Here is a 17,098-nt window from a genome sequence, read left to right as displayed (position 1 = left end):
ATCAACCGGTGAGACAGCGATTGCTTTTCATTTCAAAGTATTCACTGTCTCCCTATTGAAAAATATTCATAATGTGTTCTTTCTATAGCGTAATCGCCTCTTTGTAAAAAATAATCCGAGCGGGGGCATGACATGACAATTAAAAATCTAACAATCCCTGTTTCACTTTCTTCTTCTGAGTTTTTTGAAAATCCATATCCTTTTTACGATAAGTTGCGTTCTATTCATCCAATATATAAGGGGAATTTCTTAAAATACCCGGGATGGTATGTAACCGGATATGCAGAGGCGGCAGCGATTCTTAAAGATACCAGATTTAAAAATCGCATCCCGCTCCCAGAGAACTCACAAAAATATAGTGAACTTAAAAATATGCAGCACCATATGATGCTGTTTAAAAATCCACCTGATCATAAACGTATACGCATGCTGGTGAGCAGAGCATTTACTCCAAGATTTGCAGAAAGCTATCGTCCTTATATAAACGAAACTGTTAATGCTTTGCTTAATGAAGTGCAATATAAGAGAACAATGGATGTTGTTTCAGATTTTGCTTTTCCTTTAGCAAGCCTCATTATAGCTAAAATGTTAGGAGTACCGGCAGGAGAGAGTTATCAATTTAGAGAATGGGCTGCAAGCTTAATTCAAACAATTGATTTTACCAGATCCAGAAAGGAGTTAACAAAGGGTAACGATAAGGCTATAAAGTTAATAGCGTATTTCAAAGATCTGATTCAACAGAAAAAACATAACCCTCAAAATGACCTCATCAGCATGTTAATGAAGGAGCAGCAAGATGACAGGTTATCAGATGAGGAATTACTGGCAACATGTATATTGCTCGTCATTGCCGGACATGAGACAACGGTAAATCTCATCAGCAATTCGATCCTTTCCTTACTAAATCATCCAGAGAAACTAATGGAACTAAAGGAAAAGCCATCGCTTATTGAATCGGCAGTCGAGGAATTTTTACGCTATGAGAGCCCTACACAAATGACGGCTCGTGTTGCATCTGAAGATATTGAAATAAACGGAATAACGATTAAAAAAGATGAACATGTATATATCCTTTTAGGTGCTGCTAATCGAGATCCAAAAAAATTCGCTCATCCTCATGTGCTTGATATTACTAGAAATCCAAATCCTCATCTCGCATTTGGACAGGGCATTCATTTTTGTTTAGGTTCCTCATTGGCACGTTTAGAAGCGCAAATCGCGATTTGTACACTGCTGCAACGAATCCCTAACCTTCAACTGTCTACTCCTAACGTGCAATATCGGAAGCTTATTGGTTTTAGATCATTGACAGAACTTCCGGTTACTTTTTAATAAAGAGCGCCTCTCTTTGTTTGAAAATACTGCTGTCGCGCGAAAAATGGGTAAGCTAATAGGAAAGGGGGGTAAAACAATGAAAAAAGTATTAATTGCCGGCGGCAGCGGTGTCATCGGAAGAATTTTGGCAAAAGGCCTCTCACCTGAGTTCCAAGTGGCAGTGCTTGATAAGGAACGCTGTGAAGACGGATTTGAATCCTATCAGGCCGATGCGTCAAGCTACCCGGATTTAGTCAAGCAGATTCCGAACGACACGGATGTGCTCGTGAATTTACTTGCTGTAAAAATCAAGCATGATGTTTTGGATATTGATGAATTTGAAAAAATGACGGATGTGTTTTACAGGGCGAGTTATTATTTATATCGTGCGGCTGTTGAGTTTGGAATCAAAAAGGTGATCTTCGCCAGCAGCAATCATGTTACAGATGTTTACGAAGAAAACGGCCGCTCACTGCTGGGCCGGGAAATTACAACACATGATTATCCGAAATCAAAAAATTTGTACGGTGTATTAAAATTAACATCTGAAAATATCGGGCATCTGTTTTACCTTGAAAACAAGCTCTCTGTGATTAACCTTCGAATCGGGACGGTAGCGGAAAACGAGACCGGCATCCTTCATGAAAAAGAACGGACGAATAAAACACTGCTTTCCCATACTGATTTACTTAAGATATTCAAAGCGGCGATTGAAACAGATATCGGCTATGGCACTTATTACGCGGTGTCCGATAATCCGGGAAAACCTTGGTCCATAGAATCCGCCATAAATGAACTCGGGTATACACCTGAAATGAATACTAGAGATTTATTAAAAGAAAAAGAGGACGGCAAAGCATAATCATTTTCTAAGATTATGCTCTTTTTCTTTTATTCCCCGCTGTACAATAGACTCTGTTCAAATGATTATAGACGCTGTTTTTTCCTTTTGTTACATTGAAATCACGATATCGGTGACAGCTGCAGCTTGTTAAGTTTTTAAAATGATAACGCTTACAACTAGGGGGTGTGATGAGCATCGGGCATTCTATGAAAGGCCGCATGTTCTCTATTTTCAATTATACGTTTTTGCTTACATTTGCTTTGATCTGTGTTCTTCCGTTCATCCATGTCATAGCAGCCTCTTTTGCTACGGTGGAGGAGGTCGTATCGAAAAAATTCATTTTGATACCGAGCACCTTTTCGCTTGATGCCTATCGGTATATATTCTCAACGGATATTATCTATAAAAGCTTGCTGATATCTGTATTTGTTACTTTCATAGGGACCGCTGTCAGCATGTTTTTATCTTCTCTGATGGCGTACGGATTGTCCCGCCGCGATTTAAAAGGGCGGCAAACGCTCATGTTTCTGGTTGTGTTCACGATGCTGTTCAGCGGGGGAATGATCCCGACGTTTATCGTCGTGAAAACACTCGGGCTGCTCGATTCTTATTGGGCTCTCATTCTTCCGACAGCGATCAATGCATTTAATTTAATCATCTTAAAAAACTTCTTTCAAAACATTCCCGCCAGTTTGGAAGAGTCTGCGAAAATGGACGGCTGTAATGATCTGGGCATTTTCTTTAAGATTGTGCTGCCGTTGTCGCTTCCCGCGATTGCAACGATTTCATTATTTTATGCAGTGACATATTGGAACACCTATATGACGGCGATTCTTTATTTGAATGATTCGGCAAAATGGCCGATTCAAGTGCTCCTGCGCCAAATTGTGATTGTATCAAGCGGCATTCAGGGAGACATGTCTGAAATGGGGGCCGCAAGCCCGCCGCCGGAGCAGACGATCAAGATGGCGGTCATTGTGGTCGCGACGATTCCCGTGCTGCTTGTCTATCCGTTTATACAGAAACATTTTGCAAAAGGCGCGCTGTTAGGGTCTGTTAAGGGATGAGGAAGTCTAAAAAACGGAGGGGTACTATGGGGAAAACATTTCGGATGCTGATGATTGTCCTGATTTTAGGGATCAGCGGAGCACTGGCAGGCTGCAAAGGAACCGAAAAAACGTCAGCTGAAAGCAAAACGGATTTGGACTCGAAGGCCAAGCTGTCTTGGATGGCGATTTTATATCACCAGCAGCCGCCGAAAGACAGAGCGATCAAGGAAATTGAAAAGCTGACAAATACAGAGCTTGATATTACATGGGTTCCTGACGCCGTGAAAGAGGACAGATTAAATGCAGCTTTGGCAGCGGGAAATCTGCCGCAGATCGTTTCCATTCAGGACATCAAAAATTCATCTGTGATGAACGCATTCAGATCAGGCATGTTTTGGGAGATCGGCGATTATATAAAGGACTACCCGAATCTGCGTAAAATGAATAAATTGATTAACAAAAACGTATCTGTCGACGGGAAGCTGTACGGCATTTACAGAGAGCGGCCGCTATCCAGACAGGGAGTCGTCATACGTAAGGATTGGCTGGAGAATTTGAATATGAAGACACCTGAAAGCCTTGAGGATCTATTTGAAACGGCAAAAGCATTTACTGAAAAAGATCCTGACGGAAACGGGAAGAATGATACGATCGGCATCACAGACCGAAATGATTTGATTTACGGCGCCTTTAAAACACTCGGTTCATATCAAGGCATGCCGACCGATTGGAAGAAATCAAACGGAACTTTAACACCTGATTTTATGACGAAAGAGTACAAAGAGACGATGGATTATATGAAAAAGCTTCGTGATAACGGCTATATGAATAAGGATTTTCCGGTGACAAGCAAGACACAGCAGCAGGAATTGTTTTCTCAGGGGAAGGCCGGCATTTATATTGGCAATATGGTGGATGCGGTCAATTTGCGGGACAATTCTTCAGATAAATCAATGGAGCTTGAAATCCTCAACCGCATAAAAGGCTCCGACGGAAAAGAACGTATTTGGGCATCGGGCGGACATAACGGTTTGTTTGCCTTTCCGAAAACGAGTGTGAAAACAGAAGCGGAATTAAAACGGATATTGGCATTTTTTGACCGCATCGCGGAAGAAGACGTGTATAGCTTAATGACATACGGCATCGACGGCGTACACTATAACAAAGGCAAAGGGAAGACCTTCACGCGGGAGGAAAGCCAAGTGAAAGACTGGCAAACCGATATACAGCCTCTCTCCGGTTTGATTGCTATTGACAAAGCATACTTAAAAAACACCGGTGATGCGCTCCGCACGGCGTACGAAGAACTGACAGAGGACAATAACAAGATCATTGTCGCCAACCCTGCTGAAAGTTTGTACTCAGCCGCTGCATCAGAACGGGGCGAAGAGCTGCAAAAAATCATTGATGATGCCACATACAAATATATACTCGGAGAGATAAATGAAAGCCAATTTAATAAAGAGATAGAAAAATGGAAAACAAACGGCGGAAAACAAATCATCGAGGAATATGAAGCTTCTCTTAAAAAAGAATGATAGGAAAATGAAAGCCGGAGCATTTTGCATGCTCTGGCTTTTGCCAACCTCTGAAACCCGCCCTGAAAATCGGGTTTTTTATGTGTTTCTTTTTTGCTCGCGGTATTTGCCGGGTGTAATGCCCTCAAGCTTTTTAAACGATCTGATAAAGTTTTGTGAATTTTTATATTTTAACTTTTCTGAAATTTCTTTAACCGGCATCTCTGTTTCAGCAAGCCAGTTTTTTGCCATGTGATGGCGATAGGAGGAGACATATTCGCTAAATGAGATATTCATTTCTTTTCTGAATATACTGCTCAAATAATTCGGGTTGTAATGCAGTCTCCGGGCAATTTCATCCAGCGTCAGCTCTGAATCGAATTCCTGATGGATAATGTGAATGATTTTCTCGGAAATGTTTTTATATTGTGATGCCGACCGCGCGTCCAATTTTTCGATGATCGGATTAATGAGCTCCGTTTTCAGCCAGCTTTCTGTATCTTCAAATGTTTTCAGTTCGAAGATATGATCATAAAGCATTTTATTTTCTTCAAGCTCAAACAGTTCTATTCCGAGCACATGCATCAGTTCAATTAAATGATTCAAAAAACGGGCGATGGCGATTTGGAATTGATAAGGGTTGGTATTGTGCGTGAAAATGGATTGTAAAATGGCGTGTAAGGCTTGATCGGCTTTCGCTTTGTCACCGGATTTGACAGCGTCGAACAATTCATGCTGAAGCTGCTTAGGAAAGTGGGTTTTGAATGATTTTTTCTGTTCGATACGCTGAAAGAAGATGATCGATTTCTTTTCAGCTTGCAATCGGTATTTCAACGCTTCCGATCCTTCCGCATAAGCTGTCTTGGCCATGGCTAATTGTTCAAACGGCTGGCTGATTCCGACGCTGACCGGCAAACGCAGCTCATTTTCCGCACTTTCTTGAATGAGCTGTGCCATTTCATGTAAATCTTGAATAAATTCTTCTTTGGATTCCCCGCGGTTGATCAGAATGGTGGCCTGCTGCTTATCCACGATGGCGGGAGGAAGCCGCTTATCGGCCGGGATGGTATGTTCAATGAGACTGTTAACGGCGAACAACAGCAAGTCAATGTCTTTTTTTTCATATGGCGTATGCTGAAGTGTGTCGATTTGCAGTACAAGAACGCCGAGATGGCGCCAATCTTGCTTGAGACCCAAGCTTTCGAAACGGTTATTGACTTCTTCATCGGTCAGTTTGCCGAGCAGGAGTCTGACCATAAAGTATTGCTGAAGATGAGTCGCCTGCTGCTCGATTGTTGCTTCCAAATCATCGTTTTTGTCTTTTATTTGTTTGATGCTGCGTTCGATCAGTTCGAATTCATTTTGGTGCGGCTGTTTGCTTAAAAAGGTATCATGGCGCGCAAATGATTCATAAAGCAGGCGGATCGGTTTGTAAAAATGACGGGAACCGAACCAGGAGAACAGTAATGAAAGCGCTAACAATACGAAGCAGATCATAAAGGTGATCCAGCCGATCGACTTCGCCTCCTTTTTAAGTTCCGGCAAGGAGACAAGGGAGAAATAAGTCCAAGTATTATAATCGGATTTTTGATAGGTGATCTTGTAATGGATCTGATCAATTTTCATTTCGAATTGCCCGTTTTGGGAGCCGGCAGACAAAATCTTTTTCACAAAGGCTTTGTTTTGGAGAGAACCGCCTATGTCAGCAATATTGTTGTGAAGGATGATATTTCCTTTTTCATCTATGATGGACACGCTTTCTGCCGCTGAATAGTCAGGCATGTTTTTCACGAGTGAGCAGCTTGGTATACTGGCGGCAGCCAGCCCTTTAGTGGTGGTGCTGTTGAGCGGAAGCTGTTTTATCAAATTAATATTGTGCGGGCAGTTTCCTGAGTTTCCTTCCTTTGTAGAGATCAATTTGTTGTTTTTTTCTAACTGCCAATAGGAACGGCTCGGTTTGTTTTTGGTATAGGCTCTGGCTGCTGCCCGCTGGGCGTCAGTTTTCATCCGGTATAAACCCGAATTATTCATATACCAATTACTGATATAGCTGACGAGCGTCATGTTGGACAGGTCGGTATCAAAGCTTTGCAGGTAATTCAGCTCTTGATTCACTTGATTATAAAGCTGAAATTGATCAGAATATAAAGGCTCTGACAATGTTTGAAGGAGAGGCGGCGAACTGACATAGTGGGTCAGAGAGTGATCAACCGTTTTTAATATATGTTCAATGTTTTGCCGGGTTTGCTGAAGTGTTTCCAGCTTTTCTTCTGATACGTTGGAGATCGCCGTTTTCTGTGAATGCTCGTACGAAAAGATTCCGACTATGATGACAGGAATCGTACTGAGCAAACAGAAAAACGTGATTAGTTTGTAATAAAACTTGTATTGGCTTCTTTTCATAAAACCCCCCATTTCCTTACAATTCTCTTGTTCTAATACAATTAATCCAAAGATTTATAGATATTGTCAATAATCATTTTCTGAGATGGGTGTCTTTGTCACAGATAGAGAGGCTGAAAAGCGCTAGAGAGGGGGCCGGGCAATGATGTGATGACATGATTGTAGACGGACTTTCACGAGCTGGGCTACAGTGATACCGACACCCCTTGAAAGGAGGCAGTGAAATAGTGAGAACAGCAGAAGCACCATCTCAGTCTGTAAACACGATGACATTAAAAAAAGAAAAAAGAAAGCGCTTACTAAATAAGCTGATGCAGCAAAAGTATTTGTATCTGATGATTCTGCCGGGCTGTATTTATTTTTTGCTTTTTAAATATGTGCCGATGTGGGGAATCGTTATCGCGTTTCAGGATTATCAGCCGTTTCTCGGCATATTAGGCAGTGAGTGGGTCGGCTTAAAGCACTTTGTCAGACTGTTTACAGAGCCTACATTTTTTATCCTCTTAAAAAACACATTGCTGTTATTCGCATTAAATCTCATCATTTTTTTTCCGGTGCCGATTTTGTTGGCCCTTCTGCTGAATGAAGTGAGAATCGCTTTATTTAAAAAATTCATCCAAACGCTGATCTACATTCCCCATTTTATGTCCTGGGTGATTGTCGTATCGCTTTCATTTGTGCTTCTGACGGTGGATGGAGGGCTGATTAACGAGCTGATCGCGTTTTTCGGCGGGGAAAAGATTAATTTCCTTCTGAATGAGGAATGGTTCAGGCCCTTGTATATTCTGCAGGTGATCTGGAGAGAGGCCGGCTGGTCGACGATCATTTATCTCGCTGCGATCACTGCCGTTGATCCGCAGCTGTATGAAGCGGCAAAAATGGACGGCGCAGGCCGTCTCCGCCAAATGTGGCATATAACGCTCCCGGCTATCAAGAGCGTCATCGTCGTCCTGTTAATTTTAAAAATTGGCGATACGCTTGAGCTTGGTTTTGAGCATGTGTACTTGCTATTAAACGCGACGAATAGAGAGGTGGCGGAAATTTTTGATACGTATGTGTATACCGCAGGCTTAAAACAGGGGCAATTCAGCTACAGTACAGCGGTCGGCGTATTTAAAGCGGCAGTCGGGCTGATCTTGGTGATGCTTGCGAATCGCTTGGCGAAGAAGTTCGGAGAAGAAGGAATCTATTAAGAGAGGAATGGTTTCTATGAATTTATCTACCGTAACGAAATCACCGCTCACGTATGCGGAAGCATTGGCGAAAACAATCATGAACACATATACAGTCGAAGAGCTCCCGCCCGCAAACCGCTGGCACTATCATCAGGGTGTATTCTTATGCGGCGCCGTAAGCCTGTGGAAAGCAACAGGTCAGGATTGTTATATCGAGTACGTCAAAGCATATGCAGATCTATTGATTGATGATTACGGCAATCTCTTATTTAAAAGAGACGAGCTTGACGCCATTCAGGCGGGGCTTCTTCTGTTTCCTCTATATGAAATCACCCGTGATGAGCGTTATGTGAAGGCGGCAAAAAGACTGCGGGGCTTATACGGCACACTGAATCAGACATCTGAACAGGGCTTCTGGCACAAGGACGGCTATCCTTATCAAATGTGGCTGGACGGTTTGTATATGGGAGGGCCGTTCGCTTTGAAATATGCGAACCTTACACAAGAGCAGAAGCTGTTTGACATGGTTATCTTGCAAGAGCGGCTGATGAGAAAACACATGAAAGACAAGAAAACCGGCCTCTATTACCATGCGTGGGATGAAATGAAAAAAATGCCGTGGGCCAATCAGGATACAGGCTGTTCCCCGGAATTTTGGGCAAGGTCGATCGGCTGGTATGTGACGGCACTCGCTGACATGATTGAAGAGCTGCCGAGGCACCATACAACGCGTCAAGTATGGATAAAAACGCTTCGGGAAATGCTTGAGAGCATTTGCGAATATCAGGATGAAAAGACCGGTCTGTGGTATCAGGTTGTTGATAAAGGAGACCGCCCTGACAACTGGCTTGAAAGCTCCGGATCGTGCCTGTATATGTATGCCATGGCGAAAGCGATTAATATGGGTTACATCAGCCCGTGTTATAAAGATCAAGTTTTAAAAGCGTATCAAGGACTGATCCAATATAAAACGGAAACGAGAGAATCTGACGGCTTCTTTTTTGTAAAGGACATATGTGTCGGCACATCGGCAGGATTCTATGATTACTACGTCAACAGGGAAAAAAGCACGAATGACCTGCATGGAGCGGGTGCCTTTATTTTAGCAATGACTGAAACAGACAAACTTCTTACCTCATTAAAAAAATGAACAACATGTTAAAGCTGGCCGTGTATGGAGTGCTCTCTGTGCTGCTGTTGACATCATGCTCCAGCAAGCCGGAGGGCATTCACGTGATCATGTTTTCCGATATGAAGGCTGACTTACAGGAAAAAATAAAAGATGCCGCCTCAGGCAAAGGAGCAGAAGCTGACATTTTTCCGGTGCTGCCGGAGAAACTCCTGGTGGAAATCACCGCTCAGGAAGGGGATTTGTTTATCGTGCCTGAGGACATGTTTCACACTTACGACGATCCGGAGAACTTTCAGCTATTAGATGAACTGTCTGGAGAAAAAAGAGGCCCTTATACAATTCTTGATCAAGAAACAAGAGAAAAAGCCGATTATGCAATTCTTATCGAAAAAGGGGAAAAGCGGCTGAATGGCTGTTCGTTTCGTCTGAATCGGAATATGGTAGCGTTTATCCCCGCCTATTCTGAAAAAACAAAGGAAGCGCTCGAACTGATCACTCAATTAAAAGAAGTCCGATAGAGGTGGATACCATTGAAGAAAATTGCCATTTGCGGGTTGAGCAGCAGGGCATTCAGCATGTTTATTAAGCCTTTACTCACAAATTTTTCATCTGGCTATGAGATTACCGGCTTGCTTGATGCCGATCCGAAAAGGTTTGCCGTCTGCAAGGAGAGGTTCCCGGAGCTTGAACAGGTTTCTGTATTTAAAGAAGAGGAGTTTGACGACATGATGAGGAGGTCAAAACCGGACGCGGTCATTGTGACGGGAAGAGATGACACCCACGTCAGGTATATTATCAGAACGCTTCAATGGGATAAGGATGTCATTACGGAAAAACCGATGGTCACCACTGTGCAAGATGCGAAGCGGGTGCTTGCGGCTGAAGCCAAAAGCAAAGGAAAGGTCACCGTCGCTTTTAATTACCGGTATAGCCCGTACCACCGCAAGATCAAAGAGCTGATTTTGGAAGGGAAACTAGGGAGAATTACATCAGTTGATTTGAATTGGTATATTGACACGTATCACGGCGCCAGCTACTTTAAGCGCTGGAACCGGTCAAGGCAGTATTCAGGCGGCCTTTCGGTTCACAAATCAACGCATCATTTTGATCTGGTGAACTGGTGGCTGGATCAGCAGCCGGAGGAAGTGTTTGCCTACGGGAATTTACATTATTTCGGTTCGGAAAGCGAATGGAATCCGCGGCGGGGAGAGGATGGCCGCTTTTGCGGAACGTGCCGCGTCAGGGAGAAATGCCAATATTACTCAAGGTGGCATCCCCGCTCACAAAACGCGGCGGTAAAGGATGATCATATCGATTCATCCGCAGATCAATCTCTGCTGTATACCGAATATAGGCCGGACGCCTGTATTTTTGATGAAGAAATTGATATCGAGGATACGTATGTGGCCGCTGTAAAATATGACGGCGGTGCGCTTTTGTGCTACTCCGTCACTTTTTCCGCCCCGTATGAGGGGTACCGCCTTACGATAAACGGCACGAAAGGAAGGATTGAAACGAACGAATTCCACGAGCCTTCCAGAATTCCGTTCAGCTTTCCCGAGCAGACGATCGAATATTACCCGCTTTTTGAGTCAAAGCAAACGATTCAGGTGGTCAAAAACGACGGAGGGCACGGCGGAGGAGATCCGCTTTTGCTGGAGGACATCTTTTTAGGAAAAGATCCGCTGCGTCCGTATGACATTTTGGCGGGAGCTGAGGCAGGAGCTTATTCCATCGCAGTCGGTGAAGGAATATGGCGGTCTGTCGCGGAAAAGAAACCGATCACCATCAAGGGGCTTTTTCATATGCAAAACGCTTAATGCGAAAGGAGGGAAGGGAATGGAGTATGATGGTTCCATGGGCAGAGTGCTGCAAATATGCGAGTGGGTCATGAGATTTGCCTATACGAATTTCCTTTGGCTGGTCTTCACCGCACTTGGGCTTGGCATCTTCGGTTTTATGCCGGCGACTGCCGCATTATTCGCTGTGATGAGAAAATGGATTCAAGGCCGAGAGCACGTAGCTGTCTGGCAGACGTTTCACCGAGAATATAAAGCCGAGTTTATCCGGTCGAACCTCATCGGTGCCGTGCTGGCTAGTGTCGGACTGGTTATTTATATTGATCTGGCTTTTATCTATCCTGATCATTTCTTTTTGCATGTCTTGCGCTTCGCTATTTATATCTTCGGCTTTCTGTTTATTTCGATGCTTTTATATATCTTCCCGCTGATTGCTCATTTCAACTGGAAAAAACGCCTGTATTTCAAATTTTCTCTTTTGCTTAGTGTCGCGTATTTGCAATATACGCTGGTCATGCTTGCTTTAACGATCGCCGCGTTGGTGCTTCTGGCTTATCTGCCGGGGATTATTCCCTTTTTCAGCGTCAGCCTTCTCAGCTTCTTCCACATGCGGATTGCTTATATTGTTTTGCAGAACACAGAGCGGCAAGATGAAAAAAGGGAGAAGAGAAAACCGGCCGTTCCCGCTTTTTATCCTTCTGACAGCGCTGAAAACGGATAAAGAGTTTGTTTCTCTATCATAACCCTGTTCCAACTGGAATAGATTGATAGGGAAAGGAGAGCGAGTGATGTTAAAGGTAGCTGTGTTTGATGAGGAGCATGAAAAAGATTTGCAAACTGAGATCAATTCGTTTTTAAAGGGCATTTCGGAAGAACAGCTGGTTGATATTAAATACACCGTGTCTGCGGCGTGCGATCCTGAAGGCGAGCAGCTGTATTGTTTTTCGGCTTTAATTTTATATCGAAAATAAAATGATCTTTCCGCTAAAAGGCGCGGAAAGATCATTTTGTTCAACCTATGCTTTTTTTACACGGGGGCTTCTCGGTTTTTGATATTTCTCAGATTGTTTTATATCTTTGCGTTCCGTTGACAATGCTTTGTACAAGGCCGCAATCATGAGAAGGATAACAATTGAAAAGGGCAGGGCAGCAAGTATCGCTGTATTTTGCAGAGCGCTGAGCCCTCCGGAATACAAAAGAACGGCCGCCATTGCAGATTGAATGATGCCCCAGCTTAGCTTCACAGAGTTTGACGGATCTAAAGAACCATACGTCGTCTGCATGCCTAACACAAATGTTGCCGAGTCTGCTGATGTAATAAAGAAAACGGCAATTAACACAAGCGCCAGAATGGACGTAACCATTGTGAGCGGATAATTGTCAAGCGTGCCGAACAGCATATTTTCTGTCGTAAGGCCGGCAATGTGAAACGCGTCGGTCTGCTCGAGATCTATAGCAGATACGCCAAAGATAGAGAACCATAGAAAAGCAAGAATACAAGGCGCTACCAAAACACCTATTAAAAACTCACGGATCGTCCGGCCTCTTGAAACTCGGGCGATGAATATGCCGACAAATGGAGACCAGGAAATCCACCAAGCCCAATAGAAAATCGTCCAGTTATTGATCCATTCGCGTTTTCCCGGATCATTCGGCGATAATCTGAAGCTCATCTGAACAATATTTGAGATGTACTGTCCGATAGAATCGGTAAGTGAGTTCATAATCAGAATGGTAGGACCGACAATCAGCATAAACACCATTAGCAGCCCTGCCAAAATCATATTCATATTGCTCAAATATTTAATGCCTTTTCCTAAACCGCTCCATGCTGAAGCTAAAAAGAGAACAGTTACAATACAGATCAAAATCAATTGAACGGTGAAATTAATCGGAATGTCGAATAAATAATTCAATCCGCCGTTAATTTGGGTCGCCCCGATTCCCAAGCTTGTAGCTACCCCGGCTACTGTGGCAAAAACGGCGATACAGTCAATGGTTTTTCCAATCGGCCCGTTTACCTTTTCGCCTAAAATAGGGTACAGCGTGCTGCTGATCAGACCGGGCGCATCTTTGCGGAATTGAAAGTAAGCAATACACAGCGCTACAACCGCGTAGATGGCCCATGCGTGCAGCCCCCAGTGGAAAAATGTATATCGGAGTGAATCCCGGAAAGCTTGAGGGGTTCCTGTTTCACCTGATGGAGAGCTGATTGCAAAATGGCTGATCGGTTCAGCTGCACCGTAAAAAACTAGTCCAATTCCCATGCCGGCGCTAAACAGCATTGCAAACCAAGACAGCAGGTTGAATTCCGGCTTTTCGTCCTGTTTGCCCAGCTTGATTTTGCCGATCGGGCTGAATATTAAAAAGAGACAAAATCCGACGAAAATAGAAACAACTAATAAATAATACCAGCCAAATGAATTTGTAATAAAGGTTTGTGCCGTTTCTGACACATTTTGCAGGTTTTCTGGAGCGATCACTCCCCACAGCACTGCTGCTGCTGTGATAGCAATCACAATCCAAAAAACACTTGAAATATTTTTATTCAAATTATCCTCACCCTCTGACATTTATTTTACTTTTACTTTTACTTGTAAGCCTAGTATAAGTCATGCAGCCGGAAACCATTCTTTCCTCACAATACCCCATGATCAGGTGAAACAAAACGATTCCACCCTACCATTACTTCAACAATTCTTCAAGACATCTATGCTGCAAAATTCATTCTCAAAGGGTAAGTGTCTTAAGCGTTTTCTTTGGCGAAACGTCCGGCGTTAACCCCTGCGAGCCGGCCAGTGACAAGAGCTGACGTGATATTGTAGCCCCCTGTATATCCGTGAATATCCAATATTTCTCCGCAAAAATACAGCCCGTCCATTTTTTTTGAAGCCAGTTTCTTTGGATCAATTTCTTTTACAGATACACCTCCGCCCGTCACGAAGGCTTTGTCGATGGAGAGGGTTCCGTTGGCGGTCACAGTAAACTGCTTACAGTCTTTTATAAAGGCTCTGAAGTTCTCTTTCGGCAGTTCAGAAAATGAAATCTGCGGATCTATGCTGTTCTTTTCAAGCAAAAAGAGCAAATACCGCTCCTGCATCCACGGCTTCAAGACATTTTTGATTGCTTTTTTCGGAGCCTCCTTCAGTTCCCTGTGCATCTTTTGGAACAGCTCTTCTTCGTTTATATGAGGGTAAAGGTCAATGCGCAGTTTCACCTCGGGCTGTTTTCTCAGCTCTTTAACAACAAATTGGCTGCATCTGAGAATGGCCGGGCCTGACAAGCCGAAATGGGTAAACAGCATGTCCATCACGTGGGTGATGACCGGCTTGCCTCTTTTGTTCAGCACGCTGACGCCGACATCTCTGAGCGATAAGCCCTGCAATGTTTTTTGTTTAATAAACGGTTCGGCGGAAGTGACCGGCACTTCTGTCGGAAACAGCTCGGTAATGGTATGCCCCGCAGCTTCTGCCCAGGCGTAGCCGTCTCCCGTACTCCCGGTATGGGGAACGCTTTTTCCTCCGACAGCGATAATAACTGCCCGGGCGTGAATCACCTCATCATTGTTTGTGATAATGCCCGCCGCCCGTCCGTTTTCATAGCTGACGGTTTTGATTTTTTCATTTGTGCGAATGGTGACACCGAGCTGTTTCAACCGGTCTAAAAGCGCGTCTACCACGCTTTGTGCTTTGTCTGTAACAGGGAACATCCGCCCGTGGTCTTCTTCTTTTAACTGAATGCCGAGTTTTTCAAAAAACGCAATAATATCCTCATTGTTAAATTCCGAAAAGGCGCTGTATAAAAAACGCCCGTTGCCGGGAATATGCTTGATCAGCTCTTCTACGGGAAGGCGGTTCGTCACATTGCAGCGGCCGCCTCCGGAAATGGCGAGCTTGCGTCCTAATTTATTTCCTTTATCTATTAATAAAACACTGGCGCCCTGTTCACCCGCTGCAATCGCAGCCATCAGGCCTGATGGTCCGCCGCCAATCACGATTACGTCATATTGCTTCATAGTTCATCAACAACTTTCTTTTCACATATAGGTCGGCAGGAGGAAAAAACTCCATACGCTTCTATTATAGCGAAAGAAGCGTTTGCCTTAAACGTCTTTTATCCAAACTGTGGCTATGAAGAGATTCTGTTTTGTATTTATTACCGTAAAAATGACCAGTTGTGTTAAAATAGAAAAGTTGAATCTTCGTAGAAAATGGTGATGAAGAAACATGTCAAGCAAACTGTTAAGAGGCACGTTTGTGTTAACACTCGGTACTTACATATCGCGGATATTAGGTATGATTTATTTAATTCCTTTCGGCGCGATGGTCGGAGCAACAGGCGGAGCCTTATTTCAATACGGATATAATCAATATACAATTTTTTTAAACATCGCTACCATGGGATTTCCGGCGGCGGTGTCCAGGTTTGTCTCGAAATACAATTCGAAGGGTGATTATGAAACAAGCAGGAAGATGCTGAAGGCCGGCATGTCAGTCATGCTTGTCACCGGAATGATTGCCTTTTTTATCTTGTATCTGTCTGCTCCATTTTTCGCAAAAATCTCCCTGGGAGGCGCGGATAATAATGGGCTGACGGTTGATCACGTGGTATATGTCATCCGCATGGTCAGCTTGGCGCTGTTAGTTGTGCCGATTATGAGTCTTGTGAGGGGATTTTTTCAAGGTCACCAGATGATGGGACCGACGGCTGTCTCACAAGTGGTCGAGCAGCTTGCGCGCATTATTTTTCTATTGAGCGCGACCTATATCGTTTTAAAAGTCATTGACGGCGGCCTTGTCATTGCAGTCGGCTATGCAACGTTCGCCGCACTGATCGGTGCGTTTGGCGGATTGATTGTGCTTTATTATTATTGGAATAAACGAAAAGGCGATTTGCTGGCCATGCAGCCGAATACAGGCCCGACCGCCGATTTAAGCTATAAGAAAATGTTTCTCGAGCTTTTCAGCTATGCCGCTCCTTATGTTTTTGTAGGCTTGGCGATTCCGCTTTATTCTTATATTGATACGAATACGTTTAATAAAGCGATGATTGAAGCGGGCTATAAGGATATAAGCCAGGACATGCTTGCGATTGTCACACTGTATGTGCCAAAGCTTGTCATGATTCCTGTTTCCTTGGCGACTGCATTTGGGCTGACTTTGATTCCGACCATTACGGAATCATTTACGAACAGGAATTTTAAGCTGTTGAACCAGCAGATTAACCAGACAATGCAGATTATCCTGTTTTTAGTGGTTCCCGCGGTCATCGGGATGTCGTTTTTATCAGGTCCGGCATATACGTTCTTTTACGGTTCTGAAAGCCTTCATCCTGAAATCGGACAAGGCATCTTGTTCTGGTATGCGCCGGTTGCCATATTGTTTTCTTTGTTTACCGTCAATGCTGCTATTCTGCAAGGCATTAATAAGCAAAAATTCGCCGTTGTCAGCCTCGTGCTGGGTGTCATTGTCAAAGTGCTGCTGAATGTGCCGCTTATCAAATTGTTTCAGGGCAACGGAGCCATCTTGGCGACTGCGCTTGGCTACTCCGTCTCGCTTTTGTACGGATTTATCATGATCCGGCGCCATGCGGGGTACTCATATAAGATTTTACTCAAGCGCGCCATTTTGATTTTCATTCTGTCCGCCGTCATGGGGATCGCTGTGAAAATCACCGAGTGGATTTTGAGCCTGTTTATCTCATATGAAAATGGCCAGATGCAATCAGCCTTTGTTGTCTTTGTCGCTGCCGTGATCGGCGGAGCTGTCTATATGTACGGAGCTTACCGTTTAGGATTTTTGGAGAAAATGTTCGGACGCCGGCTGCCGGGGTTTTTAAAGAAAGGAAGACATTCTTCTGAATAAC

At 43.9% G+C, this 17,098-nt stretch carries 14 protein-coding genes; 11 read left to right on the top strand and 3 right to left on the bottom strand.

Annotation, left to right across the window (positions count from 1 at the left end; genetic code table 11):
- Positions 1–132 precede the first annotated feature (132 nt).
- From AXI57_RS13430 to AXI57_RS13415, 4 genes are all read left to right on the top strand, one after another.
- Positions 133–1,332: a cytochrome P450 gene (locus tag AXI57_RS13430; protein ID WP_061670358.1), complete on the top strand. Its 1,200-nt coding sequence runs from the start codon at positions 133–135 to the stop codon at positions 1,330–1,332.
- Positions 1,333–1,411: 79 nt separating this feature from the next.
- On the top strand, positions 1,412–2,176 hold the full coding sequence (locus AXI57_RS13425) for an NAD-dependent epimerase/dehydratase family protein (RefSeq protein ID WP_061670357.1): 765 nt from the start codon (positions 1,412–1,414) through the stop codon (positions 2,174–2,176).
- A gap of 188 nt (positions 2,177–2,364) precedes the next feature.
- On the top strand, positions 2,365–3,225 hold the full coding sequence (locus tag AXI57_RS13420) for a carbohydrate ABC transporter permease (protein ID WP_141292178.1): 861 nt from the start codon (positions 2,365–2,367) through the stop codon (positions 3,223–3,225).
- Between the two features lie 26 nt (positions 3,226–3,251).
- Complete coding sequence (locus AXI57_RS13415; protein ID WP_061670355.1) at positions 3,252–4,745, top strand: extracellular solute-binding protein; 1,494 nt, start codon at positions 3,252–3,254, stop codon at positions 4,743–4,745.
- A 78-nt stretch (positions 4,746–4,823) separates the two neighbouring features.
- Here the strand turns inward: AXI57_RS13415 and AXI57_RS13410 are convergent, their stop codons facing one another.
- Positions 4,824–7,139: a helix-turn-helix domain-containing protein gene (locus tag AXI57_RS13410; RefSeq protein ID WP_081112776.1), complete on the bottom strand. Its 2,316-nt coding sequence runs from the start codon at positions 7,137–7,139 to the stop codon at positions 4,824–4,826.
- Positions 7,140–7,354: 215 nt separating this feature from the next.
- Between AXI57_RS13410 and rmgP the strand changes: the two genes are divergently transcribed.
- The 6 genes from rmgP (at position 7,355) to AXI57_RS13380 (ending at position 12,204) form a co-directional block, all read left to right on the top strand.
- Positions 7,355–8,320 (top strand): polygalacturonan/rhamnogalacturonan ABC transporter permease, encoded by a 966-nt coding sequence (gene rmgP / locus AXI57_RS13405; protein WP_061670353.1) that lies wholly within the window; start codon positions 7,355–7,357, stop codon positions 8,318–8,320.
- Positions 8,321–8,327: 7 nt separating this feature from the next.
- Positions 8,328–9,452, top strand: a complete 1,125-nt coding sequence (locus tag AXI57_RS13400) for a glycoside hydrolase family 88/105 protein (RefSeq protein WP_141292171.1) — start codon at positions 8,328–8,330, stop codon at positions 9,450–9,452.
- A gap of 5 nt (positions 9,453–9,457) precedes the next feature.
- Positions 9,458–9,952, top strand: a complete 495-nt coding sequence (locus AXI57_RS13395; RefSeq protein WP_141292172.1) for a lipoprotein YteS — start codon at positions 9,458–9,460, stop codon at positions 9,950–9,952.
- 12 nt (positions 9,953–9,964) lie between these two features.
- Positions 9,965–11,254 carry a Gfo/Idh/MocA family protein gene (locus AXI57_RS13390; RefSeq protein ID WP_061670351.1) on the top strand — a complete coding sequence of 430 codons (1,290 nt, stop codon included), beginning with the start codon at positions 9,965–9,967 and terminating at the stop codon, positions 11,252–11,254.
- A 19-nt stretch (positions 11,255–11,273) separates the two neighbouring features.
- Complete coding sequence (locus AXI57_RS13385) at positions 11,274–11,954, top strand: YesL family protein (protein WP_003325002.1); 681 nt, start codon at positions 11,274–11,276, stop codon at positions 11,952–11,954.
- A gap of 67 nt (positions 11,955–12,021) precedes the next feature.
- Positions 12,022–12,204 (top strand): sporulation protein Cse60, encoded by a 183-nt coding sequence (locus AXI57_RS13380; protein WP_003325003.1) that lies wholly within the window; start codon positions 12,022–12,024, stop codon positions 12,202–12,204.
- Positions 12,205–12,249: 45 nt separating this feature from the next.
- Here AXI57_RS13380 and opuD read toward each other — a convergent pair whose 3' ends face one another.
- Both opuD and AXI57_RS13370 read right to left on the bottom strand, forming a co-directional pair.
- On the bottom strand, positions 12,250–13,785 hold the full coding sequence (gene opuD, locus AXI57_RS13375) for a glycine betaine transporter OpuD (protein ID WP_141292173.1): 1,536 nt from the start codon (positions 13,783–13,785) through the stop codon (positions 12,250–12,252).
- A 194-nt stretch (positions 13,786–13,979) separates the two neighbouring features.
- On the bottom strand, positions 13,980–15,248 hold the full coding sequence (locus tag AXI57_RS13370; protein WP_003325005.1) for a BaiN/RdsA family NAD(P)/FAD-dependent oxidoreductase: 1,269 nt from the start codon (positions 15,246–15,248) through the stop codon (positions 13,980–13,982).
- 211 nt (positions 15,249–15,459) lie between these two features.
- Between AXI57_RS13370 and AXI57_RS13365 the strand changes: the two genes are divergently transcribed.
- Complete coding sequence (locus tag AXI57_RS13365) at positions 15,460–17,097, top strand: putative polysaccharide biosynthesis protein (RefSeq protein ID WP_003325006.1); 1,638 nt, start codon at positions 15,460–15,462, stop codon at positions 17,095–17,097.
- The last annotated feature ends 1 nt before the right edge of the window (position 17,098 follow it).

The sequence above is a fragment of the Bacillus atrophaeus genome (genome assembly GCF_001584335.1).
GTDB lineage: Bacteria > Bacillota > Bacilli > Bacillales > Bacillaceae > Bacillus > Bacillus atrophaeus.
The sequence above is the reverse complement of the archived record's forward strand: the minus strand, read 5'-3'. Positions and strand labels throughout refer to the sequence as shown.

Excerpts from the sequence above, each read along its gene's own strand:
- AXI57_RS13430 (WP_061670358.1), top strand. The coding sequence starts at position 133 with ATGACAATTAAAAATCTAACAATCCCTGTTTCACTTTCTTCTTCTGAG.
- AXI57_RS13425 (WP_061670357.1), top strand. The coding sequence starts at position 1,412 with ATGAAAAAAGTATTAATTGCCGGCGGCAGCGGTGTCATCGGAAGAATT.
- AXI57_RS13365 (WP_003325006.1), top strand. The coding sequence starts at position 15,460 with ATGTCAAGCAAACTGTTAAGAGGCACGTTTGTGTTAACACTCGGTACT.
- AXI57_RS13380 (WP_003325003.1), top strand. The coding sequence starts at position 12,022 with ATGTTAAAGGTAGCTGTGTTTGATGAGGAGCATGAAAAAGATTTGCAA.
- AXI57_RS13395 (WP_141292172.1), top strand. The coding sequence starts at position 9,458 with ATGTTAAAGCTGGCCGTGTATGGAGTGCTCTCTGTGCTGCTGTTGACA.
- AXI57_RS13370 (WP_003325005.1), bottom strand. The coding sequence starts at position 15,248 with ATGAAGCAATATGACGTAATCGTGATTGGCGGCGGACCATCAGGCCTG.
- AXI57_RS13420 (WP_141292178.1), top strand. The coding sequence starts at position 2,365 with ATGAAAGGCCGCATGTTCTCTATTTTCAATTATACGTTTTTGCTTACA.
- AXI57_RS13385 (WP_003325002.1), top strand. The coding sequence starts at position 11,274 with ATGGAGTATGATGGTTCCATGGGCAGAGTGCTGCAAATATGCGAGTGG.
- AXI57_RS13410 (WP_081112776.1), bottom strand. The coding sequence starts at position 7,139 with ATGGGGGGTTTTATGAAAAGAAGCCAATACAAGTTTTATTACAAACTA.
- AXI57_RS13400 (WP_141292171.1), top strand. The coding sequence starts at position 8,328 with ATGGTTTCTATGAATTTATCTACCGTAACGAAATCACCGCTCACGTAT.
- AXI57_RS13415 (WP_061670355.1), top strand. The coding sequence starts at position 3,252 with ATGGGGAAAACATTTCGGATGCTGATGATTGTCCTGATTTTAGGGATC.